The sequence below is a fragment of the Enterococcus sp. AZ050 genome (assembly GCF_051715085.1).
GTDB classification, from domain to species: Bacteria; Bacillota; Bacilli; order Lactobacillales; family Enterococcaceae; genus Enterococcus; species Enterococcus faecalis.
Genome location: NZ_JBIOTC010000001.1, coordinates 2,307,907 through 2,332,339 on the forward strand (window position 1 = coordinate 2,307,907; position 24,433 = coordinate 2,332,339).

21 protein-coding genes and 1 pseudogene are annotated in these 24,433 nt (G+C 36.8%); 19 read left to right on the forward strand and 3 right to left on the reverse strand.

From position 1 onward, the window contains the following. The first annotated feature begins 4 nt into the window (after positions 1-4). The 3 genes from IGJ04_RS11265 (at position 5) to IGJ04_RS11275 (ending at position 1,929) form a co-directional block, all read left to right on the forward strand. The gene (locus IGJ04_RS11265) at positions 5-649 is read left to right on the forward strand and encodes a deoxynucleoside kinase (protein WP_002355594.1); all 645 of its coding nucleotides are present in this window, start codon (positions 5-7) and stop codon (positions 647-649) included. 349 nt (positions 650-998) lie between these two features. Next, the gene (locus tag IGJ04_RS11270; protein ID WP_016618259.1) at positions 999-1,430 is read left to right on the forward strand and encodes a hypothetical protein; all 432 of its coding nucleotides are present in this window, start codon (positions 999-1,001) and stop codon (positions 1,428-1,430) included. A gap of 112 nt (positions 1,431-1,542) precedes the next feature. Then, complete coding sequence (locus IGJ04_RS11275) at positions 1,543-1,929, forward strand: DUF1149 family protein (protein ID WP_002358717.1); 387 nt, start codon at positions 1,543-1,545, stop codon at positions 1,927-1,929. Between the two features lie 46 nt (positions 1,930-1,975). Here the strand turns inward: IGJ04_RS11275 and IGJ04_RS11280 are convergent, their stop codons facing one another. Further along, a complete protein-coding gene (locus tag IGJ04_RS11280; RefSeq protein WP_438840222.1) occupies positions 1,976-2,311 on the reverse strand; it encodes a hypothetical protein in 336 nt (111 codons plus the stop codon). Positions 2,312-2,608: 297 nt separating this feature from the next. On the opposite strand from IGJ04_RS11280, the gene IGJ04_RS11285 reads away from it, so the two are divergent. The 15 genes and pseudogenes from IGJ04_RS11285 to IGJ04_RS11355 all read left to right on the forward strand — a co-directional run bounded on the left by IGJ04_RS11285 (position 2,609) and on the right by IGJ04_RS11355 (position 19,151). After that, complete coding sequence (locus IGJ04_RS11285) at positions 2,609-4,000, forward strand: L-cystine transporter (RefSeq protein WP_002355598.1); 1,392 nt, start codon at positions 2,609-2,611, stop codon at positions 3,998-4,000. Positions 4,001-4,133: 133 nt separating this feature from the next. Then, positions 4,134-4,514 carry a VOC family protein gene (locus IGJ04_RS11290; protein WP_002363195.1) on the forward strand — a complete coding sequence of 127 codons (381 nt, stop codon included), beginning with the start codon at positions 4,134-4,136 and terminating at the stop codon, positions 4,512-4,514. A 152-nt stretch (positions 4,515-4,666) separates the two neighbouring features. After that, positions 4,667-5,833 (forward strand): serine hydrolase domain-containing protein, encoded by a 1,167-nt coding sequence (locus IGJ04_RS11295; protein WP_002398113.1) that lies wholly within the window; start codon positions 4,667-4,669, stop codon positions 5,831-5,833. A 98-nt stretch (positions 5,834-5,931) separates the two neighbouring features. After that, positions 5,932-6,642 (forward strand): DUF1003 domain-containing protein, encoded by a 711-nt coding sequence (locus IGJ04_RS11300; protein WP_002425487.1) that lies wholly within the window; start codon positions 5,932-5,934, stop codon positions 6,640-6,642. Positions 6,643-7,188: 546 nt separating this feature from the next. Continuing rightward, on the forward strand, positions 7,189-8,139 hold the full coding sequence (gene trhO, locus IGJ04_RS11305; RefSeq protein WP_002358723.1) for an oxygen-dependent tRNA uridine(34) hydroxylase TrhO: 951 nt from the start codon (positions 7,189-7,191) through the stop codon (positions 8,137-8,139). A 178-nt stretch (positions 8,140-8,317) separates the two neighbouring features. Further along, positions 8,318-8,701: an LPXTG cell wall anchor domain-containing protein gene (locus IGJ04_RS11310; protein ID WP_002355604.1), complete on the forward strand. Its 384-nt coding sequence runs from the start codon at positions 8,318-8,320 to the stop codon at positions 8,699-8,701. Then, on the forward strand, positions 8,701-9,432 hold the full coding sequence (locus IGJ04_RS11315; protein WP_002361269.1) for a WxL domain-containing protein: 732 nt from the start codon (positions 8,701-8,703) through the stop codon (positions 9,430-9,432). The genes IGJ04_RS11310 and IGJ04_RS11315 overlap by 1 nt, the downstream gene beginning before the upstream one ends. A gap of 16 nt (positions 9,433-9,448) precedes the next feature. Continuing rightward, positions 9,449-10,228, forward strand: coding sequence for a WxL domain-containing protein (locus IGJ04_RS11320; protein ID WP_002420004.1), 780 nt, complete (start codon positions 9,449-9,451; stop codon positions 10,226-10,228). Between the two features lie 19 nt (positions 10,229-10,247). Beyond that, on the forward strand, positions 10,248-12,347 hold the full coding sequence (locus IGJ04_RS11325; RefSeq protein WP_438840223.1) for a lectin-like domain-containing protein: 2,100 nt from the start codon (positions 10,248-10,250) through the stop codon (positions 12,345-12,347). Between the two features lie 22 nt (positions 12,348-12,369). Further along, on the forward strand, positions 12,370-13,110 hold the full coding sequence (locus IGJ04_RS11330) for a WxL domain-containing protein (protein WP_002355609.1): 741 nt from the start codon (positions 12,370-12,372) through the stop codon (positions 13,108-13,110). A gap of 75 nt (positions 13,111-13,185) precedes the next feature. Beyond that, positions 13,186-14,279, forward strand: a pseudogene (locus tag IGJ04_RS11335) (DUF916 and DUF3324 domain-containing protein). Between the two features lie 201 nt (positions 14,280-14,480). Further along, positions 14,481-14,930 (forward strand): hypothetical protein, encoded by a 450-nt coding sequence (locus IGJ04_RS11340; protein WP_002381257.1) that lies wholly within the window; start codon positions 14,481-14,483, stop codon positions 14,928-14,930. Between the two features lie 3 nt (positions 14,931-14,933). After that, complete coding sequence (locus IGJ04_RS11345) at positions 14,934-16,382, forward strand: helix-turn-helix domain-containing protein (protein ID WP_438840224.1); 1,449 nt, start codon at positions 14,934-14,936, stop codon at positions 16,380-16,382. Positions 16,383-16,491: 109 nt separating this feature from the next. Continuing rightward, on the forward strand, positions 16,492-18,396 hold the full coding sequence (locus tag IGJ04_RS11350; RefSeq protein ID WP_002386153.1) for a heavy metal translocating P-type ATPase: 1,905 nt from the start codon (positions 16,492-16,494) through the stop codon (positions 18,394-18,396). Positions 18,397-18,431: 35 nt separating this feature from the next. Then, entirely contained in the window at positions 18,432-19,151 is a 720-nt protein-coding gene (locus IGJ04_RS11355) for an MgtC/SapB family protein (RefSeq protein WP_002361276.1), read from the forward strand. A gap of 47 nt (positions 19,152-19,198) precedes the next feature. Here the strand turns inward: IGJ04_RS11355 and IGJ04_RS11360 are convergent, their stop codons facing one another. Together IGJ04_RS11360 and IGJ04_RS11365 are read right to left on the reverse strand one after the other, a co-directional pair. Next, on the reverse strand, positions 19,199-19,936 hold the full coding sequence (locus tag IGJ04_RS11360) for an amino acid ABC transporter ATP-binding protein (protein ID WP_002355616.1): 738 nt from the start codon (positions 19,934-19,936) through the stop codon (positions 19,199-19,201). 1 nt (position 19,937) lies between these two features. Further along, positions 19,938-22,106 (reverse strand): amino acid ABC transporter substrate-binding protein/permease, encoded by a 2,169-nt coding sequence (locus IGJ04_RS11365; RefSeq protein WP_002355617.1) that lies wholly within the window; start codon positions 22,104-22,106, stop codon positions 19,938-19,940. Between the two features lie 278 nt (positions 22,107-22,384). Here IGJ04_RS11365 and uvrB point away from each other — a divergent pair, with 278 nt between their 5' ends. Then, complete coding sequence (uvrB, locus tag IGJ04_RS11370; protein ID WP_002355618.1) at positions 22,385-24,382, forward strand: excinuclease ABC subunit UvrB; 1,998 nt, start codon at positions 22,385-22,387, stop codon at positions 24,380-24,382. Positions 24,383-24,433: the final 51 nt, after the last annotated feature.

The window sequence follows — 24,433 nt, forward strand, 5'->3', positions numbered from 1 at the left end:
TTCGATGGCAGTGATTGTTTTAGCAGGTACGATTGGCGCTGGTAAATCTAGTTTAACAGCTTTAATTGCAAACCGTTTAGGTTCAGAAGCCTTTTACGAATCAGTTGATGATAATGAGGTATTACCTTTATTTTATGCGGAACCGGAAAAGTACGCATTTTTATTACAAATTTATTTTTTAAATAAACGTTTTGATAGTATTAAACAAGCATTAACGCATGAAAATAATGTATTGGATCGCTCGATTTATGAAGATTCATTACTTTTTCATTTAAATGCAGATTTAGGTCGTGCCAACGAAACAGAGGTCAAAGTGTACGATGACTTATTACAAAACATGCTCCAAGAATTGCCTTATGCTGCGCATAAAAAAAGACCTGATTTGTTAGTTCACATTCGTATTTCATTTCCCAAAATGTTAGAACGCATCAAAAAACGTGGCCGTCCTTATGAACAAATTGAGACAGATCCAACGTTGTATGATTACTATCAAATGTTGAACGAGCGTTATGATCAATGGTACGAAGACTATGATGAAAGTCCTAAAATTCAAATTGATGGCGATAAATATGATTTTGTCGAAGATCCTGAAGCGTGTCAATATGTCTTGGCATTAATTGAGAAGAAAATTGAAGAATTAGAAAGATAAATAAAAAGAAGCAAGTCCGGACTTGCTTCTTTTTGACTTAAAATGTGGATAGATAGGCTAAAGTTGCTACTAAATAAAGGAGTGTAGTGCTAAATTATAGAATCGGATTTTAACCTTCCCCTAAGTTAAAATCGGATAATCTATCTATCGACAGTTTAAGTTTGTATAAAATAGCGGTAGCTATTATCAACGAAGTCATTCATCGGTTGACCTGACTTCTCTAGAAGTATACCATCGAAAATAACCGACAGTTGTTCAAAATTTGGACTTAGTAAGTGTAAATTTTGATTGAAAGTTTCTGTAAATCAATCATTTATTCAAAAAATAATGCTCGAAAGAAGGAAGATAAATGAGCCAAATTTGGTTTGAACGCATTCTACGTTGGCGCAAAAAAGCGCAACGATTTTTACAAGGACGTTATGCCCGGTTCGATGAATTGAATCGAACGCTGTTGCTAACAAGTGTCGTGCTGGCGCTTATCAATATTTTTACTGGCTATCTTTGGGTTCGGTTATTGATTTTAATCACAGTCGCCTACGTGTATTATCGCTTTTTTTCAAAACATATTCACCCGCGATTGAATGAAAATCAACGGTTTATTCTTCGAAAACAACGCCTAATGCAAAAGGTTCATGCTTTTCGCAAGCGACACATGACTCAGAAAGGATATCGTTATTTTAAATGTCCAAAATGTCAGCAGTCATTACGTGCGCCGAAAGGACGAGGAACAATCAAAGTCACTTGTTCAAACTGCCAAAATCAATTTATCAAAAAAGTCTGATCTTCTGTGTTTTTTGGTCTAGGCAACTTTTGGACTTGTGGTATACTTGAGAAAAGAAACCATTGGATATTCTAAAAGGGGAATATCTTGTTAAAAAAGGAGAGAAAAAACAATGGAAATTAAACGCCAACAAGAAATTGTTGAAGCGTATCACTATGATATGCGAGTACCTGATTCAGAAGTAGAGACAGATTTACGTGTCAGTTTTTCACCAATTGAAGTAGAAGAAGAAAATTATCCAGAAAATAGCTCAGCACTTGTTGCTCGCTTAGAATTTCGAATTGTCTTTGACGAATTTGTTTTATCAGGGGCGATTAGCCAAATTAATCACATTATTGATCGTAAAATTGAAAAACAAGAAGATATTTCGCAAGAAGAAGTCGATGAACTTGTGCGTCCTTTATTTAGCATCGTCGAACGTTTATCTTATGAAGTAACTGAAATTGCTCTGGATCGTCCAGGTGTTCAATTGAATTTTCAACAATCAGAAGAAGCTTAAACTTTAAAAACAGCGTTTATAACGGATTCCGTTACAAACGCTGTTTTTATTCTTGTGAAGATTTAGCAACCAAAGCTTTTTTAAACTGTTCATAATTTTTTGTAGCGATATCCACATAAGCAATCGGCTGACCAACTTTGGTGATTTTTTCGGGAAGATAGGGAGCGAGCATTTCATTGTACAAAATGAACGCAGCTTCTGGTACTTCCTCTGAAAGAACATCATAACTGATAAAGTCAATTTCATAGGTTGGTTGAAAAAAGGCTTTGATGTTTTGCTGCTCGTTATTTGAAAAGAGCCAAGGACCCGCATTTGCAGGGCTTCCCACAAATAACGTCGCTCCATCACGGTTGACAGAAAGGATCCAACAAATTTTTTGCATACGCTTACACCTCCTAGAACTAAGTATACCACGTCAGCTTAAAAGAAAGAGGACAAAAAACAAATTATTTTTACAGTGACTAGTAAAACAACACTTGGTGATAGTTTTAAACTATCACAACGGTTATTTTCTATCAAAAAGTAAGCAAATTATCCCACTATTTGTTATAAAATAAGGTACAATAGAACTATCACTGGAAACAGTTTGCTGTTTTCAGGGTATTTACTGGAGAGTGAGTACCGGGAACCTTTACTTCCTTTGATGTACTTGTCATTAAAAACATAGGGAGGAACTAAAATGACAACATTCATCACTGTATTAGTGATCCTTGCATTTATTGCTGTGTTATTCGGTTTCTACCAAATGCAAAAGAAACATTTAAAATTCTCAACACGTGTCTTTTCAGCATTGGGCGTGGGGATTGTTTTAGGTGCAATTATTCAATTTGCTTTTGGTACAGACAGTAAAATTACTACGCAATCAATGGAATGGATCGGGATTGTAGGTAATGGTTATGTAGCGTTTCTACAAATGCTCGTAATTCCGTTAGTATTTGTATCTATCGTAGGTGCATTTACAAAAATGAAAGAATCCAATAAATTAGGAAAAATTAGCTTTAATGTGTTAGCCACCTTACTAGGAACAACAGCAGTAGCTGCCTTGGTGGGGATTGGAACAACCTTAGCGTTTGGTCTTCAAGGGGCGAAATTCACGCAAGGTGCTGCAGAAACGTCAAGAATTGCCGAGTTAGCGACGCGTCAAGATGCGATTCAAGATTTGACGATTCCCCAACAAATCGTTTCATTTATTCCTAAAAATGTCTTTGCTGACTTTGCGGGAACACGACCAATGAGTACCATTGGGGTGGTAATCTTTGCTGCGTTTGTTGGTGTCGCTTATTTAGGCGTTCGTCGTAAAGCGCCAAAAGAAGCTGAATTTTTTGCAAATTTAATTGATAGTTTATATAAAATTACCATGCGAATTGTTACCTTAGTTTTACGCTTGACCCCTTATGGCGTGTTAGCGTTAATGATTAATGTTGTAGCAACAAGTGATTTTGTTGCGATTATTAACTTAGGTAAATTTGTGTTGGCATCGTATGTGGCCTTAATCATTGTTTTTGCCATTCACATGCTGATTTTAATTACTTTAAAAGTCAATCCAGTCACGTATCTAAAGAAAGTTTTTCCAGTCTTGAGCTTTGCTTTTACTTCTCGTTCAAGTGCAGGAGCTTTACCATTAAATATTGAAACACAAACCAAAGCACTAGGTGTTGATGATGCCACAGCAAACTTTGCTGGTAGTTTCGGTTTATCTATTGGACAAAATGGTTGTGCCGGCGTTTATCCAGCTATGTTAGCAACCATCGTTGCACCAACTGTTGGAATTGATGTCTTTAGTTTACAATTTATTTTAATGTTAGTAGCAGTTGTCACAATCAGTTCATTTGGCGTAGCCGGTGTCGGCGGCGGAGCAACCTTTGCTTCTCTAATCGTTTTAGGCGCAATGAACTTGCCGGTTGCAATTGTTGGTTTAGTAATTTCGGTTGAACCACTTATTGACATGGCGCGGACAGCTGTTAACGTTAACGATAGTATGGTTGCAGGCGTGTTAACAAGTGCTCGTATTCATGAATTAGATCGTGATGTCTTAAATGATCGCGACGTTGTCTTAGATGCAAATATCTAAATCAATAAAAATAAAAGTGTTTGAGCAATGTCTTGCTCAAACACTTTTATTTTGATTTTAAGCGAAAGTGCAGTAATTATTTAAAAGAACGTATATAATAAGTTGTTAACTAAATTCAAAAGGACGTGAAGGAATGTTTTCAAACCAAGTAAAGATTATGTTATATGTGAATAATGTTGAGGAATCTAGTCAATTTTGGCAAACGTTTGGCTTTGTTGAAAAGGAAAGAGAGGAAGTTGACGGCACATTGGTGGTAGAAATTGCGCCAAGTGAATCAGCAGAGACGATTATTGTTTTATATGATTTGGCCTTTATTCAAAAACATTCACCAGAAGTGGCGGGGAATACCCCTTCTCTAATGTTTGCTAGCGATGATATCATTGGTCTCTATAAAAAAATGCAAGAGGCTGGGGTTACTGTTGGTGAAATGGTTCAATTGCCAACAGGCTTAGTTTTTAATTTTGCAGATAACGATGATAATTACTTTGCTGTGATGGGGCAAGAAAGTAAATAAAAAACAGCTTGGCACCAGAATCAATCTAGATTCCGGTGCCAAGCTGTTTTTTATAAAAGTTGAAAGTTTTATAAATTTTACTAAAATCTGTAATTTTCATGAAAATATAGCGTATGATAATGCTGTTAATAGAATAGGCGGAGGTAAGCGGTATGCGTAAACGACATGCAAAGAAAAGACATGGAGGAGTGAATTGGCTTTTTATAGTATGTTTGTTGGTGGTGATTGGTGGTAGTGGTTATTTAATAAAAACGTTCTTTTTCACTAGAGATTCACAAGTTAGTCAAGAATCGAAAGTGGTCTTGGAAGAAGATCGCCGAAGTGATAATTATGCGAATTTAACGAAAGAAATAGTTGCACCAGATAGTGGCGAACTTGATCAAAAAATTCAAGAAACAAATTATATTGGTTCGGCTTTGATCATTAAAGATGATCAGGTTTTAGTAAATAAAGGATATGGCTTTGCCAATTTTGAAAAGCAACAAGCCAACACGCCAAACACAAGGTTTCAGATTGGCTCAATTCAAAAATCTTTTACCACAACCTTGATCTTAAAAGCAATTGAAGAAGGTAAACTTACATTAGATACAAAACTCGCTACGTTTTATCCGCAAGTACAAGGTGCTGAGGACATTACGATTAGCGATATGTTGAATATGACAAGCGGTTTAAAGTTATCAGCAATGCCTAATAATATCGTTACCGATGAAGAAATTATTCAATTTGTTAAACAAAATACCATTCAAGTCAATAAAGGAAAATACAATTATTCCCCAGTAAATTTTGTCCTTTTAGCAGGAATGTTAGAGAAAATGTATCAACGTACCTATCAAGAATTATTTAATAATCTTTATCACAAAACGGCTGGTTTAAAGAATTTTGGCTTCTATGAAACCTTATTGGAACAACCCAATAATTCAACAAGTTATAAATGGACAGAAGACAATTCGTATAATCAAGTGCTCTCAATTCCCGCAGCTAGTTTTGCCCATGAATTTGGGACTGGGAATGTGGATATGACGACAGGTGATTTGTATTGGTACTTACATCAATTAATGAGTGGACACTTAGTTTCCACCGCACTTTTGCAAAAATTATGGACGTCTTCTCAGCAAAGTTCTTATCATGGCGGCATCTATGTTCATGATAATTATTTACGCTTACACGGCGTTGAAGCGGGTCAACAAGCCCTGGTTTTATTTTCAAAAGATATGAAAACCGGGGTCATATTGCTAACTAATTGTGTGAATCCAGCGAAATACAAAGAATTAATTGGTTCGTTGTTCCATGATGTAACCAATTTAACTGTTAAATTTTAAAGCAGAAGCAACAACGATCACTCCAAAGCCTTTTTAGGTTTCTTCTGAGAGACTTTATATTAAAATAAAGGGAAGAACGATCAAAGGGAGTGACGAAGATGAAGCAATCAAAAAATAAACAAGTTGTTATTGGTGAATCAACGGAAAAAAACATTTATCTTCAAGATATAGAACAGGAAACGCAAGCTTTTATTCTCCAAAACAATCCACAATTGACAGCTGAATCGATGATTACATTGGCGGAGTTACTTAATTATCGTTTGGATTACATGAAACAATTGGTCGCAAATGATTCTGAAAAAATCCAACAACTGAATGAATTGGTGGTTCAACATATCAAAGAAGATAAGCTGATTTCCAATAATATGAATGAAAAGATGGAAAAGAAATTAACCTTTGGCCAACGAGCAGCGGATACCATTGCTAAATTTGGCGGTAGCTGGGTGTTTATTGGCTTCTTTTGCTTCGTGTTGATTGCTTGGATCGTGATTAACTCTACCACTTTATTGGGACAACCATTTGACAAATATCCTTATATTTTGCTAAATCTCGCCTTATCTTGTTTAGCAGCTATCCAAGCACCGATTATTATGATGAGTCAAAACAGACAAGAAGCCCGTGATAGAGAACAAGCGAATAATGATTATAAAATTAACTTAAAAGCAGAAGTAGAAATTAATTTATTACATGAGAAAATGGATTATATTATCAATAATCAACTAGAAAATTTGGTAAAAATCCAAAATATTCAAATTGAACTTTTAGGTGAATTGCAAGAACAACTCGCCGCGACTTCTGAAAAGGAGTAGTATATAGAAGAGGTCAGGACAGAACCGTTTAGCTCCGAGAACCAAGTAGGTACTGTTCAACATCTATTTGCTTTGCAAATAGTGTTTCTCAGCAATAAGAAGAAATTTCCGAAAATTGTCATAAAACACAACGAGGTACGAGTTGATGTTGCATGATACCTACCCGGTGCTCTTTAATTTTTGGAGACCAAGTAGGTATTGTTCATCATCGAATCACTACGTTCTTCGTGATTCTCAACAATTTCGGCTTATTTCCGAAGGACCTTCACCAAGTAGGTACGATGATTTCATCTGTTCATGCTTCACAGTGAAACATCGCAACTCTTAGAGCTGTAGCTCTTTTGAAGGCTGTACTGTGACGAGACGCATGTCGAGAAAACACCTTAGAAGTTGTTGAGATCGGAGCAACGCGTAGTGTTGGTTCTGTTCCCGCCGTTTATCAGGCTTTTTTTATTGTGTGTAAATACACAAGCAAAATAATCGCTTTCCCTTTTTTATTCACCGTATAATGGGATAGAATGACTTTATACAAAAGGGGAAAACAAGATGAAATACCAAGTATTACTTTATTACAAATATACAACAATTGAAGATCCAGAAGCTTTTGCGAAAGAGCATCTAGCTTTTTGCAAATCATTAAATTTAAAAGGCCGTATTTTAGTAGCGACAGAAGGGATTAACGGAACGTTATCTGGTACTGTCGAAGAAACAGAAAAGTACATGGAAGCAATGCAAGCAGATGAGCGCTTTAAGGATACATTCTTTAAAATTGATCCAGCAGAAGAAATGGCGTTCCGCAAAATGTTTGTTCGCCCACGTTCTGAATTAGTGGCGTTGAACTTAGAAGAAGACGTTGATCCATTAGAAACGACGGGGAAATATTTGGAACCTGCAGAATTTAAAGAAGCCTTACTAGACGAAGACACTGTTGTAATCGATGCTCGTAACGATTATGAATATGATTTAGGTCATTTCCGTGGTGCCGTGCGCCCAGATATCCGTAGCTTCCGTGAGTTACCACAATGGATTCGCGAGAACAAAGAACAATTTATGGATAAAAAAATTGTTACCTATTGTACTGGCGGGATTCGCTGTGAAAAATTTTCTGGCTGGTTATTAAAAGAAGGATTTGAAGATGTTGCTCAATTGCATGGTGGTATCGCCAACTATGGAAAAAATCCAGAAACACGTGGCGAACTTTGGGACGGCAAAATGTATGTCTTTGATGACCGAATCAGTGTCGAAATTAATCATGTTGATAAAAAAGTTATTGGGAAAGACTGGTTTGATGGGACACCTTGCGAACGCTACATTAACTGTGCAAACCCAGAATGTAATCGTCAAATCTTAACTTCAGAAGAAAATGAACATAAACATTTAGGCGGCTGCTCATTAGAATGTAGCCAGCATCCTGCCAACCGTTATGTAAAAAAATATAATTTAACAGAAGCAGAAGTTGCTGAACGTTTAGCTTTGTTAGAAGCGGTTGAAGTATAAAAATAATAAAAAAATAAACAAAAAAACTTCGAAAATTATTTTTTGAAGTTTTTTTGTTTATTTTTTTGTCTTTAAAAGTGTTGATTTTAAAGCTTTCTTAGCTGAAACCATTTTATTTTTTAAAAGCGTCTGAAAAAAATAAAAAAATCTAATAAATATTTCTTTTATATAATGTTTATTGGCTGGGCCAGTCAATGTTGAAAATGGGGAAGGAGGAATTCAGATGAAAATCATAAAAAGGTTTAGTTTGGTATGTTTAGGGCTATTGATCATTGGGTTGCAAACAAAAAGCGTTATGGCTGAAGAAAATAATTATGAATCAAATGGTCAAGCGAGCTTCTATGGTACCTACGTTTATGAGAATGAAAAAGAGTCAAATGACGTAGCGTATACCCAACAATCAGAAGAACAGGGAAGAAACAATTTAGCTGCTTCTGGACAAGCAGTTTTACCTAAAACAGGCGAGTCTGAAAATCCACTGTATTCCTTGATAGGAGTTAGTTTGTTGGGGGTAGTCATTTATTTAATTAATAAAATGAAACGAGAGAAGGAGCTTATTTAATGAAAAAAACTGTTTTACTTACATCGGCAACCATACTTTTAGGCGTAGGGTTTCAAGCAATAAACGCATCAGCAGCAGAAACTTTTCCGAAAGAATACAATACGGAAGGCACAATTACTTTTGAAGCAGGCGATAACGAAATCACACCGCCAGTTGATCCAGAAAATCCCGATCCTACTGATCCAGTAGACCCAATTGATCCTCCAGGGCCAGGAACGGGTGGTGCCTTATCAATTGATTATGGGTCAAAATTTAAATTTGGTACACAAAAGATTTCTACGGCAGATCAAACGTATTATGCTGCGCCAGATGAAATGAAAGATGGTTCAAAAAAACCAACCTATGTACAAGTAACTGATAAAAGAGGAACGTTAGCAGGATGGAAACTAACGCTTTCCCAACCTGAACAATTTAAAACAGCTACTGGAGAGGAACTAGTCGGCGCTCAATTAACGTTTACAAAGGCAGAAGCTGCCTCAATGGTGGATGAAAAATATAAACCTACTGAAGTCAGTAGTACTATTTCCTTAACACCTGGTGTAAATAATAATCTAGCGATGAACGCTAAAAAAGAAACAGGTGTTGGGACTTGGGTTTATCGCTTTGGTTCAAATGAAGCAACAAATAAAGAAGCTGTCCAACTATTCGTTCCCGGAAAATCTGTAAAGCTTGCACAACAATATTCAACGAAGTTAGTTTGGGCATTAGAAGATACTCCCGCTAATAATTAAATAAAGGAGAAAAGCAATGAAAAAACAATTCACAGGAATCGTTCTATGCAGTACATTTGCAGTTGCTGGTTGGTCCTTACAAGCGAAGGCAGAAGAGCCAAAAGAGTATCGTTCGAATGGTTTAGTAGAATTTATTCCGAACGTAGATCCGACAGAGCCAGTTGATCCAGAAAATCCCGATCCAGAAAAGCCAGTCAAACCAATTGATCCAACAGACCCAGAAGGTCCCAATCCTGGTACCCAAGGACCGCTGTCTATTGATTATGCTTCAAGTTTTGACTTTGGGAAAAATCGTATTTCGAATAAAGACCAAGTATATTTTGCAAGAGCACAGCAATATCAAGAAAATCAAAAAGATACACCAAATTTTGTGCAAATTTCTGATAATAGAGGAACCAATAGTGGTTGGTCTTTAACGGTTACGCAAAAGGAGCAATTTAAAGCAACAAAGGCGACTTTAAATAGTCAGTTGACAGGTGCGCAAATTTCTTTAGCTAACCCGACTGTTAATAGTAATGCGCAAAATGTTGTGAAACCAGAGGCAACAAATAAGATTGCCCTTGTTCCAGGGACCGCATCGCTAGTGGCAGCTGCGAAGCAAGGAACTGGTGCGGGAACTTGGGCTACTTATTGGGGCAAAGTAGAAGTGGTTGCAGAACGCGATGAAACCAATACGGTACACAATGTTAATGTTACAAAAGATGTCGCGCTATCAGTACCAGGGTCAACCCCTAAAGATGCCGTGAAATATCAAACAAAATTATTGTGGACGTTGACGGATGTACCAGGAATTTAAAAAGTAGAGGTGAAGAGAGATGCGAAACAAACAAAGCCTAGTCTTTTTGGCAAGTAGTTTATTCTTACTACTCCTTGCGCCTATTACTAGCGAAGCGATTAGTAATCCTTCGACAAATATCAACGAAGTCAATCGGGAAATAGTGGAGGAATCGGCCAATGATCAGGCAACTAGCGCTCCTTCTCACTCGGAAACATTAGAGCAAGAACCTTCCCTAGAAACGACAACAACAACCGATAATCATCCAGCAGAAACAGACCAATCAACGGCTACTTTAGAACTTAGCAAACAACAAAAGGATGACGATAACAGTGTAACGGAATCGGCGATAGTTGAACCACAGCCGCGCATGTTGGCTGCGCCATACGCTACTTCATTGCCTGATGATCCTAATATCATTCCAATCGACAAGGTATTTCAAGAGCCAATTGGAAATGCAACAAGTATTTTAGAAGGTGGGAAGTTATTACAACTAAACCCAGCTGTTAAATCACAAAAAGGAGCTATTTGGTCAAAAAAACCAATCAGTTTATTGTCGGATTTTACCTTTAAAAGTTATTTGTATTTAGGAAACGAGTATGCAAATGCTGGTGATGGTATGACCTTTACCTTAACGAATGATCCTAGAATGTCCACAACGCCTCAAGAAGTCATTGGTTCACCTGGGATGGGAATCGGTGCATACTCCACGAAAGCTGGTCAACCTTATGTTAGAAATGCCTTATCGATTGAGTTTGATACCTATAAAAATACTGGTAGTTCCAACCGAATGGACCGAGAAATTTCACAAGATAAGGGAAATGGGCATTTAGCTTTTGTCACTCCGAAAGCTAATAACAACAGCTATACAGGGGAGCATTCAGGCGTCACCGTTGCGCCAACCTATCTATCTAATGGAACCTGGCGCATGTTGACTGTTCATTGGAATGCCGCAGCCAAAGCATTAACATATGATTTAGAAGGTGTGGGCACGAATACGTATGTAGTTTCAGATTTAAATGCACAATTTGGCGCAACAACGGTTTATTGGGGCTTTACATCTTCCACAGGTGGCAAATACCAAGAGAATGCTTTAGCAATGACACAAATTCCTACCAACGTTACGTCACAAGCAGCCCTTAGCGTGAACGGTCAGGAGTTTAGCTCAGCTGTTGAAGCAGTGAAAAATGATCAGGTGATACTACGGAATACATTGAATATTGACAATGACTTTATCGAAGATCGTCAACCGCAAGTAAGCATTGACTTACCTGATGAATTAGCATATGAAGAAAATTCATTAACGATTGATGGTAAAAAGGTAGCAGCCAAAGATCTGACACAAACAGGGAATCACTTAACAATTGCTTTAAATGACTACCTAGTTTTAAAGAAGGACATGATGATTGAATTAAAAACAACCCTTCAAGATAATACGCCCGAAAAAGTTTTAACTATGAACTTTGACTATTATGAAGAAGGAACCTTACTGCAAAAGTCAAATAATGTAACGATTACTATTCCTAAACCAACAGAAAAAACAGTAACCGTTTTTTATAAAGACGCGGAAGGTAAAGATATTGCTCCACCTAAAAGTGTAACAGAGAAAATTGGTACACCCTATCAAGAAAAACCCCTAGATATTTCTGGCTATGTTTTTACAAAAGACTCAGGCAATGCGGAAGGAACAATGACAGAGGAAACAAAAGATATTTATTTTTACTATCGTTTAGGGGAACTATATTTTAAAGAGACACCAAAACAGATTACTTTTGGTACGGAAAAGATACGTAATCAACCACTAATTAAACTTGGGCATCCCACCGAAGGACTCAAAGTCGTGGATGAACGTAACGCAAATAATTGGCGCTTGCAACTAAAGCAAACGCAACCGTTAACAAATGATTCAATTGTAATGCCAGATGTTTTTTCTTTCGTTTCAACTGCTGGAAGCTCTCAGATTACAAATGAGGCAATTACGCTTTTAGAAAGTAATCAGAAAGGTGAAACAGATTTAACAGCATTACTTGATGAATCAAAACAACAAGGAATTCAAATCAATGTTCCTGTAGCTTATCAAAGAGTTGGAACATTTAAAGCTCGTTTATCTTGGGCGTTAGAAGATGTGCCAGGAAATTAAAGAAAAGAATGGAGAAAAGAAAATGAAAAAAGTAACAACAGTATGTTTATCCACATTTATTTTAGGGAGCTTAGGCATGACTTCTCAAGCCTTTGCAGAAGATGGCGGTAGTTATACATCTAATGGTATCGTAGAATTTACACCAAGTGAAGAGCCAACTAATCCGGTTGACCCAACGGATCCAACTAATCCAGTTGATCCTATTGATCCAACAGATCCTGAAGGTCCTAATCCAGGAACAAACGGTCCGTTGTCAATTGATTATGCGTCAAGTCTAGACTTCGGTGTTCAAAAAATCACGTCGAAGGATCAGACTTATTTTGCTGCTACCCAAAAATACAAGACGGTAGGCGCAACCGATGAAGTCAAAGAAGGTCCTAACTATGTCCAAGTAACAGATAACCGTGGAACCGAAGCTGGCTGGTCATTAAAAGTGAAACAAGAAGGACAATTTAAATCAACTTCTGGTAAAGAATTGACTGGGGCAGCTATCACGTTTAAAAACGGAAATGTAGTGACTGCTTCAGATTCAGGTAAACCAACAGGCCCAGCCACAATCACGCTAAATTCAGATGGTAGTCAATCAGATGTAATGAGTGCAGCGAAAGGAAACGGTGCAGGAACTTATTTATTTGATTGGGGAACAGATGCAACTACAGCTGCTAAAAGTATTGAGTTAACTGTTCCAGGTTCTACAACCAAATACGCTGAAAAATACGCCACAAAATTAACATGGACGTTGACAGACGCTCCAGGAAATTAAACGAGTTTTAAAAAGAAGAATAGCGGGGAACATGGTTACCTGCTATTCACTACATATAGAAAAGGAGTAAATAATTTGAACAGAAAAAAACAACGATTTCTTTTTTTTCCGATACTACTAATTCTTTTAGCGTTAGTACCTAGCAATGGTTTTACCAGTGAATTTAATTTTGCGGTTACGCCTATTCCATCAGAAAAACAAGTAGATAAAGAAAAAACTTACTTTGATTTATTACTAGCACCAAATGAAGAAACTGAGTTGAAAGTGAACTTGCGCAATGATACAGATAAAGAAGTAAAGGTAGGTATTTCCATCAATAGTGCCATTACCAATTCAAATGTAATCGTGGAGTATGGTGAAAATAAGGAAAAAAAAGATCAAAGTTTAGCGTTTGATATAAAAGACTACGTTCAATACCCTAGCTCAGTTCGTTTAAAACCGAAAAGTGAACAAACGGTTTCTATTAACGTCGAAATGCCTAATACACCCTTTGATGGAGTGTTAGCTAGTGGTATCACTTTTAAAGAAGAAACGTCGGATGAAGGCAAACGTCAAGACGATAAGAGTCAGGGGTTATCCATTAAAAATGAATATTCGTATGTCGTTGCATTATTGATGCAACAAAACAAAAAAAAGGTTGAACCGAATTTACTTTTGAAAAAGTCTCACCAGGACAGATTAATGCTAGAAATGTGATTTTAGTCAATCTACAAAATGATCAAAAAACATATATTAACCAAGTTGCATTTTCGGCAGAGATTACCAAGAAGGGGCATGAAGAAGTTTTATATAAAGAGGAAAAAGCAAACATGCAAATTGCGCCAAATACCAATTTTTCCGTTCCTATTGCGCTAAAAGGGCAACCACTTAAGCCAGGAGATTATCATTTGTCTATGACCGTTGTTGGGAATAAAGATGCTGCAGGCTCATTTAAAAAATCAATAAACAATGAATCGATATCTTTTAGAAATCAATGGCAATTTGAAAAAGACTTTACAATTAATGGTGAAGTTGCCAAAGAATTAAATGAAAAAGATGTCACCTTAAAAGAAAATCATTCGAATTTATATTTGATGATTGGCTTACTACTATTATTGATAGTGATTTTAATCATTGCCTGGTTGATTTGGCGAAAAAAGAAACAGGAAAAAAACGAAAGAGAAATATAAAGAGTAGTTAATTTTTGATTTGATCATCGGCAACTTTTTTGTTTGTTTTTGCTTATCAAACATGCAGTTTATTCAACAAACCTAACTCAAAAAAAGAAATAATAAGAAGGAGTATTGTTAAATATCGTCTGATACCACTTTACTAGTTATATTTTTTGTTTTGTTATGTAGCTAAAGTATTTGGCAATATATGTGAGAAAAATGGATAAATACAAACATTTACTATTATGGAGTACATTGTTACTCTCGTTTTTTCAAGTAACCAATGTGCAAGCAGCAGAAGAACGGAATCCAATTTATAATCCGACCAATCCAACAGAAGAAATTTATCCGATTGAGAATACTGGCACACCAGAAAAAATGGAAGAAACAAATGAAAGTACTATTACTAGCGAAACGCAAGCGGAAGAAAGTAGCGAAGACGTTAGTAAAAAAGAAGTGACAACCAATAATCCAAAAACAAATGAAGAAAGGCCTTCTTCCAAGAAAAGTCAGCATCAAGTATTTTTCACGGATGAATTATTTGATGCTAGCCATATCACCATTGTACCAAATAGCACAGGCGGTGCTGGAACGGAGGGGCAAAACACTTTTTACTTGAATTTCATACGGGAATTAGTAGGAACGGCTATTTATGGGAGAAAGAACTGATAAATGATGAATTATGAAATTTTTTTAAATAAAGAAGATCAACGAAGTTATTCCTTGCTAAGGCATTTAGAAGAAAGTCCCACGCTATCAGGTACTTTTATTGCACTTCGCGAAGAATTATCAATGTCGAATTTTTTAGTCAAAAAAACATTAGAAAAATTAAAAGCAGATATTGACAATCTAAAGTTAAGCGACAGCTTAACTTTAGTCGTTTCTGATGTAGATGTTACACTTGAAATTGATGGAAACTATTCAAGTAAACTTTTGCTCACGAAATACTTAACAGAATCGCTCTCTTTTAAATTAGTGTTGTCTTACTTTAGAGGAAATTATAGTTTGACAAAGTTTGCTGAATGTAATCATGTCAGCACCTCTGTGGCGTATAGTACCTTACAGCGGCTAAAAAAAGCCTTAAAGGAGTATCAGATCTATTTTAGTAAGCGGGAAATTGTCGGCAATCAAAAAGCAATTTCATTTTTTTTGTATAAATTGTTCACGCTTTCCAATCAACCGATTTCCGAATTATATTCGGTAAAAGTCTATAATGAAGCGAAACGTGTATTACAGTCTGTTGAGTTAAACTATACTTTCACCACCTATGAGCGACGCAATTTTTTCCATTATTTAGCTATTATGATTAACAACGAAGGACGTGCGGTGGAAGGGATCGATACGCGTGCACTGAATACATTTTCAGAGGAACTAATAAAAAAATCGCAAGTGGCATGGGCATTGGCCTCAAAATCATTAACGTATACGATTGTTTTTTTCTTATATTTGCATGGCAAACTAGAGAAAAAATATGTCATTCACGAAGATCCTACGATTGAAAGCCTAACTCGTGTTTTCATTGGAAGTTTTGAAAAAGCATTTAATTGTTTAGAGGAGTCAACAAGGAATACTCTAGATGAAGGGTTAGCAATTATTCATTTCAATGTTATTTACTTTCCGATTAATATGTTTGACGATTTTGAAATGGATTTACAGTTTTTTAAGCAAACATATCCGGAATTTTATTTTTATTTAATTGAATATATTCGTTGGTTAACAGCAAAACATAAAAAAATTGCGAAAGCCAATCACTGTTTGTTTTTTAACTATCTATTGTTGCTAATTAATCATGTTCCGGTTCATTTAATTGCAGAGCCAGCCAAGGTCCTAATTGATTTTTCTTATGGAAAAGAGTATAACCAATTCATCAAAAAAAATTTATCCGTCTATGTGAATTTGAATGTAGAAATTATTGACCCGTTATCAGATACCTTACCAGATGTGGTGATTACCAATTTAAATAACTTGTATCAAGAAGAACAGAGTAAAGTTATGGTTTGGCTGGATCCACCTCGTTCGATTGATTGGGTCAATTTAACGCAATCATTATTGACTATTCAAGAAGAAAAATATCAACAACAAAAAGAATCGACAAAGACAAGCGGTGATCCTATCGAATAGAATCATCGCTTGTCTTTGTGTTTAAGTCTTTACAAAACCACCCAAGTGTTTTATAATATGAATATACATTCATATGAATAGGAAAACATTAATGAGGAGGCGCATAACAATGTCAAAACAAACAGGTGCACACACACATGAAGAAAAAGGTAAAAACGTTCCAGTTATTCTCTTTTTTACAGGATTGGCTCTTTTCTTTATCGGTTTATTTTTAGGGAACATGCTCTTAGTGAAAAATATTCTTTTCTCGTTAGCTGCTATTTTAGCTGGTTATCATATTATTGGGGAAGGCTTTGGAGATACGTATCGGGATACGAAAAACAATCGAAAGTTTTCGCCTAATATTCATTTGTTAATGACCTTAGCTGCAGTTGGTTCAGCATTAATGGGAAGTTTTGAAGAATCAGCATTGTTGATTTTGATTTTTGCGGCGGCGCATTTCCTTGAAGATTATGCCCAAGGCAAAAGCCAACGTGAAATTACAAAACTATTAAATTTAAATCCAACAGAAGCTCGCCTGATAACAGACGACGGCTCAATTCAAACTGTGTCAGTTGAACAATTGAAGATTGGTGACCGCGTGCAAGTCCTCAATGGTGCGCAAATTCCGACAGATGGCGTCGTGATTGAAGGAAGTACCGCTGTGGATGAATCATCTATTAATGGGGAAAGTATTCCCAAAGAAAAAAATAGTGGGGACCCAGTTTTTGGTAGTACTATGAACGGTTCAGGCACAATTGTTGTTGAAGTAACGAAAGATAGTTCAGAAACAGTTTTTGCAAAAATCGTACAGCTCGTGAACCAATCACAAGAAAATCAATCAGAAATTGCAAGCAAAATTAAACGATTTGAACCGAAATATGTCACACTAGTTTTAGCAGTTTTTCCACTAATTGTTTTAGGTGGCGCATTGCTTTTCCAATTGACTTGGGCTGAAAGTTTTTACAGAGGCTTGGTCTTCTTAATTGCTGCCTCCCCTTGTGCTTTAGCAGCGAGTGCCGTTCCGGCAACTTTATCAGGAATTTCCAATTTAGCAAAACAAGGCGTTTTGTTTAAAGGTGGCTCATTCTTATCAAATTTAGCTGAAGTGAAAGCACTCGCTTTTGATAAAACAGGCACGCTAACAAAAGGCAAACCTGAGGTAACAGATTATCTTTTTGTTGATGGCTTAGAAGATCGCCAAGACGAATTAGTAGCTGTTTTAACAAATATGGAGAAAAAATCCAATCACCCATTGGCGACGGCGATCGTTAATCGCTTTGAAGCAGAAACAACGGCTTTAAATTTAGAAGTAGAAAATATTGTCGGGGTGGGTTTAGTAACGACCATTGCAGACACAACTTTTAGAATTGGTAAACCATCTAGTTTCGAACAAGTGCCAACAATCATTGAGAAACAAACAACGAAATTAGCGAGTGAAGGCAAAACGGTAGTGTACTTTGCCGAAAATGAACAAGTGATTGGTTTAGTGGCATTGATGGATGTTCCTAATGAAGAAGCAATGAACGCCATTCACTATTTCAAGTCACAGAATATTGAAACAACAATGATTACAGGAGATGCAAAACTTACGGGTGAAGCAGTTGGCCGCTTAGTAGGCGTGGACCAAGTTTTTGCTAATGTTTTACCTGAGGAAAAATCAGCGATTGTTGATCAATTAAAACGCGAAGTAGGAATGACTGGGATGGTTGGTGATGGCATTAACGATGCGCCCGCTTTAGTGAATGCTGATATCGGAGTGGCGATGGGGGATGGTACAGACATTGCTATCGATGTTGCAGACGTGGTAGTGATGAAAAATGATCTTTCTAAATTAGGCTATGCTCACCGTGTCTCAAAACGCTTGAATAAAATTGTGCAGCAAAATATTATTTTTTCAATGTTAGTGGTAGCAACGTTAATTATCTTGAACTTTTTAGGTATTGCGAATATCGCATTTAGCGTACTTATTCATGAAGGAAGTACCTTAGTGGTCATTTTTAATGGCTTGCGTTTATTAGTTAATACAAAATAAGTCAAATAGTCACTTGCAAGAAAGGAGAGAAAGCGATGAATTCTTTAAAAATGATTGAACTTTCTCTCACCGACGTTGTCATTCGGATGGCTCTAGCCGTGGTTTTTGGAGCTTTGATTGGGTTAGAAAGAAGTATTAAAAGAAAAGGCTTCGGTATCAGTAGTAATGCCATTTTATGTTTGGCCTCCTGTACGATTTCCATTTTACAGATTCAATCGGTCGATATTTTAGTCGATGTGGTGAAACAAAATAGCGCCTTGGCATCCATTATTTCTATGGATATTACACGATATGGCGCCCAAGTGATTAGTGGTGTAGGCTTTCTCGGTGCGGGGATTATCGTTTTTAGAGAAAGGAAAGTTTCTGGGTTAACGACAGCAGTAATGATGTGGAATGTTACTATTATTGGTTTAGTCATTGGGATGGGCTTTTTAACCATTGCGTTTATCAATCTCGTGGCAACTTTGCTAGTATTAGCTCTGGCCCATTTTAAACGAAAGACTCCTTTAAAACGATTGCAGCTTATCGTAAAAATGAAGGAACCCATGATTAAAGAAAGCCGACTGCATGAACAACTTCAAGCTTCTTTAGAAAAAGGGGAGCGCTTAGTAGAATTGACTTTGGAATCCGAACAAGAGGCAGTGACAGCAAAGATTTCTTATGTAGGCAAAGAAGATTTCTGGCATTCCAACTTGCACCATCTCTTAAAAGAAAAAGGGCACGTTCAATCTGTCTCTGTCACGGAAACAATTTAACCATAAAATAAAGCACTTGGGCGCTAGCGCGCGCCAAGTGCTTTTGTTTAAATATTTAATACTTTATCTAAGAAATCTTTTGTTCGAGGGTTTTGAGGATTTTCAAAGACTTGCTCTGGCGAACCATCTTCTAGGAAGTTACCGCCATCAATGAACATTACTCGGTTAGCCACTTCTTTCGCAAAGCCCATTTCGTGAGTAACGATGACCATTGTCATTCCTTGTTTTGCTAAATCTTTCATTACACCAAGAACATCGCCAACCATTTCTGGATCAAGAGCTGATGTTGGCTCATCGAAAAGCATAATATCAGGATTCATCGCTAACGCACGTGCAATTGCGACACGTTGTTTTTGACCACCAGATAAAGAATCAGGATAGGCATCTTTTTTATCTGCCAATCCAACACGTTCTAAAAGTTCTAACGCTTTTTTCTCCGCTTCGTCTTTTGACAAGCGACCTAAATCGGTTGGTGCTAAAACAATATTTTCTAAAATAGATAAATGTGGAAACAAATTGAAATGTTGGAAAACCATGCCGATATGTTGACGGACTTGGTTGATGTCCGTATTTTTATCTGTCAAGTTCGCACCATCAATAATAATGTCTCCGCTAGAAGCTTCTTCTAATTGATTCAAGCAACGTAAAAAAGTACTTTTACCAGAACCAGAAGGACCGATGACGCAGACTACGTCGCCTTCGTTAATAGAAACATTAATGTCGTTTAAGACCGTGTTGTCACCATATTTTTTTACTAAATGTTCAACTAAGATTTTTTCAGTCATATTAGTTCACCTTCTTTTCAAGGTTTTTCGCTAATTTAGTTAAGCTAGTAATTAAAATTAAGTAGATTAACGCAATAACGAAGTAAACCATTGTACTTTGTAATGTCCGAGCAACAATAATTTTTCCTGTTTGTAGTAGTTCGATTAAGCCAATTGCTGAAAGGATAGTTGTATCTTTCAATGAAATAACAAATTGGTTAATGAATGAAGGAATCATAATGCGAATCGCTTGTGGTAAAATAATTTTTTGCATTGTCCGATTATAGGAAAGACCTAAACTTCTTGAAGCTTCCATTTGGCCAACTGGAACAGCTTTGATTCCGCCGCGCACAATTTCAGAAATATAGGCACTGGCATTTAAAGTTAATGTGATAATCCCAGCAATGAAGACCGGGATATTAAAGCCAAGCACACCAGGTAATCCGAAATAGATGAAGAACGCTAAGACCATTAAAGGAATTCCACGAATTAAATCAACATAAATGGTTGAAAGTACACGTAATGCTTTGATTGGTGAAACGCTGAATAATCCGAAAATAACGCCGACAATTAAAGCAAGTACGAAGGAAATCAACGTTAATAGAATCGTCATCCATAAACCGTGTAACAATTGTTTCCAGTTGTTTTGCATGAAGCCAACAAACGTAGATTCGTCAGCTGTTTCTTCTTTGGCTTCGTTGCCATCTTTTACGTAAGTGCCGATAATTTTATCGTATTCACCGGTACGTTTCATTTCTTTTAAGCCTTCGTTAAACATTTCAAGTAGTTCAGGATTTTGCCCTTTTTTGACAGCAAAACCGTAAGAACCACCTTTTTCACGAGGAATTGGTGTCGCTAGTGGTTGATTTTGCGCAACCCCGTAGCCAATGACAGGATAATCATCCATCATGGCATCAACTTCGCCAATTTCTAATGCACTGTATAATGCATCAGTTGTGTCTAAATACTTAATTGAGTAATCATATTTCTTTTTATTTTTTTCTAAGAAATCAGCACTTTCAGTACCAATTTTTACGCCGACTTTTTTGCCTTTTAAGTCATCATACGATTTAATTTTGTCATTGCCTTTTTTGACCGCAATTTGAATACCGCTATCAAAGTAAGGAACAGAGAAGTCGAAGGCTTTTTTACGATCATCCGTAATCGTCATGCCTGCAACCATCCCATCTGCTTGACCAGATTCAACAGCTTGGACAGCAGAACTAAAACCAATAAATTTAAATTCAACAGTAAAACCTTGCAATTCAGCTGCACGTTTGACTAAATCTACATCAATTCCGACATAATCGCCTTGGGCATTTTGAAACTCAAACGGAGCAAATGTAGAATCACTAGCAATCACATATTTCTCTTTTTTAGGAGTGATTTTTTTCATCTGTTCGCCAGCGTCTTGTGTGTTTGTTTCATCGCCTGTCGCTAAGTAGTTGTTTAAAATTTTATCATAAGTACCATTGTCTTTAAGATTTTTCAAACCAGCGTTGAACTTTTTGATTAATTCAGGGTTTTGACCTTTTTTCACTGCGAAACCATAAGAACTGCCTGTTTCTTTATCGCCAACTAATTGTAATTTTTGACCATTTTTCACTGCGTAGCCCAATACAGGATAATCATCAACGATTGCATCCGCTTCGCCGTTTTCTAAGGCTTTATAAAGACCCGTTGCATCGTCAAAATTTTTGATGGTGTAGTCATATTTCTCTTTATTTTTTTCAAGGAAATTGGCACTTTCAGTTCCAACTTTAGCCGCAACCGTTTTGCCTTTTAAATCATCATATGATTTAATTTTGTCGTTTCCTTTTTTTACCGCTAATTGTAAACCGCTATCGAAGTATGGATCTGAAAAATCAAAGGATTTTTTTCGCTCATCCGTAATACTCATTCCAGCAATCATGCCATCAATTTGTTTAGACTGAATCGCTTGGACTGCACTATCGAAGCCTAATGGTTTTAAATCCACTTCAAAACCTTGATCTTTGGCAATCGCATCTAATAAATCAACGTCAATACCAATGTATTTTCCTTTTGAGTCTTGGAATTCAAAAGGGGCGAATGTTAAATCCGTTCCAATTGTATATTTCTTTCCTTCTGCATGTGCTGAAGTGCCACTAATGAATGTTAGCAGAGTTACCATCATCACAAAGAAAGAAAGTAAAAAGTGTTTCCTTTTCATAAAATACCTCCTAGTTTTGCATATTGAACAATTATATAGTAAGAAATAGGAAGCTGACAAGTATTTGAACGCTAAAAAGAGAAAAAAACTCTAATTTCCTTACATTACATGTTATAAAATGTGACATATAAATTAAGAACAAAAGATTAAGATCAGTTGAAGTTCGAAACAGCAAAAGTGGCGAAAATATGTTCGGTATGTTAAACTAATAAGTGGACATTCTGCCAGAATGGGCCGATAATTTAAGAGAAATTAGACACTTTGAGGGGGAGTTATAAATGATCGAAAGAGAAACTTCCAATACCTTTCATTTGGCTTCTAAATATGAGCCTGCCGGAGATCAGCCAGCCGCTATTGCTGAACTAGTTGACGGTGTCAAAGGTGGAGAAAAAGCTCAAATTTTACTTGGAGCGACCGGAACAGGTAAAACATTTACAATCTCTAATGTGATTCAAGAAGTGAACAAACCAACATTAGTGATTGCACATAATAAAACACTAGCTGGACAATTATACGGGGAATTTAAAGAATTTTTCCCAGATAATGCGGTCGAGTATTTTGTCAGTTACTATGATTATTATCAACCAGAAGCATATGTACCCTCAAGTGATACATATATTGAAAAAGATTCCAGTATTAATGATGAAATTGATAAACTACGCCATTCAGCGACAAGTTCTTTATTGGAACGAAACGATGTCATCGTGGTAGCATCAGTTTCTTGTATTTTTGGTTTAGGGGATCCGCGGGAATACAGCCAACAAGTTGTTTCATTACGTGTGGGAATGGAAATGGATCGTAATGAGTTACTAAAAAGTTTAGTCGATATTCAATTCGAACGAAATGATATTGATTTTCAACGGGGGCGTTTTCGTGTCCGCGGTGATGTGGTTGAGATATTCCCAGCTTCACGGGATGAGCATGCGCTACGTGTTGAATTTTTCGGAGACGAAATTGATCGAATTCGTGAAGTAGATGCGTTAACTGGTGAAATTGTCGGCGAAACAGAGCATGTCGCTATTTTTCCGGCAACACACTTTGTGACGAACGAAGAACATATGGAACATGCCATATCGCAGATCCAAGAAGAATTAGAAGCACGTTTGAAAGTGCTTCGCAGTGAAAACAAATTATTGGAAGCCCAACGTTTGGAACAGCGAACCAACTATGATATTGAGATGATGAGAGAGATGGGCTATACGTCAGGGATTGAGAATTACTCTCGACATATGGATGGTCGCCAAGAAGGGGAGCCGCCATATACGCTGTTGGACTTTTTCCCAGATGACTTCTTACTTGTAATCGATGAGTCTCATGTAACAATGCCGCAAATTAGAGGAATGTATAATGGCGACCGAGCACGGAAACAAATGTTAGTGGACTATGGTTTCCGTTTACCAAGTGCACTTGATAACCGACCGCTTCGTTTAGAAGAATTTGAACAACATGTAAACCAAATTGTTTATGTATCGGCAACACCAGGCCCTTATGAAATGGAACAAACAGAGACGGTTGTTCAACAAATCATTCGACCAACAGGTTTACTAGATCCAGAAGTAGAAATCCGCCCAATTATGGGTCAAATTGATGACTTGGTGGGCGAAATTCATGAACGGATCGAAAAAGATCAGCGGGTGTTTGTCACAACCTTAACGAAGAAAATGGCCGAAGATTTAACCGACTATTTCAAAGAATTAGGCTTAAAAGTTAAATATTTGCATAGTGATATAAAAACACTGGAAAGAACGGAGATCATTCGCGATTTACGATTAGGCGAATTTGATATTCTAATAGGTATTAACTTATTACGTGAAGGAATCGATGTGCCAGAAGTTTCCTTAATTGCGATTCTAGATGCGGATAAAGAAGGCTTCTTACGTAGTGAACGCTCGTTAGTGCAAACGATGGGACGGGCTGCCCGGAACGCCGAAGGAAAAGTCATTATGTATGCAGATAAAATCACCGATTCGATGCAACGAGCTATGGATGAAACGGCACGACGTCGGGCAATCCAAGAAGCATATAATGAAGAACATGGCATTGAACCAAAAACAATTATTAAAGAAATTCGTGATTTGATTTCTATTTCCAAAACAGCTGATAAAGATGAAACAGTGGTTCAATTGGATAAATCATATGAAGATTTATCAAGACAAGAAAAAGCTGATTTATTAATGAAACTTGAAAGAGAAATGAAAGATGCGGCCAAAGCATTAGACTTCGAAACTGCAGCCACATTACGAGATACCATTCTTGAATTGAAAGCTGCCAAATAAGTCAACCAACGGATTAAGTAAAAGATACGATGAACTATCGTATCTTTTACT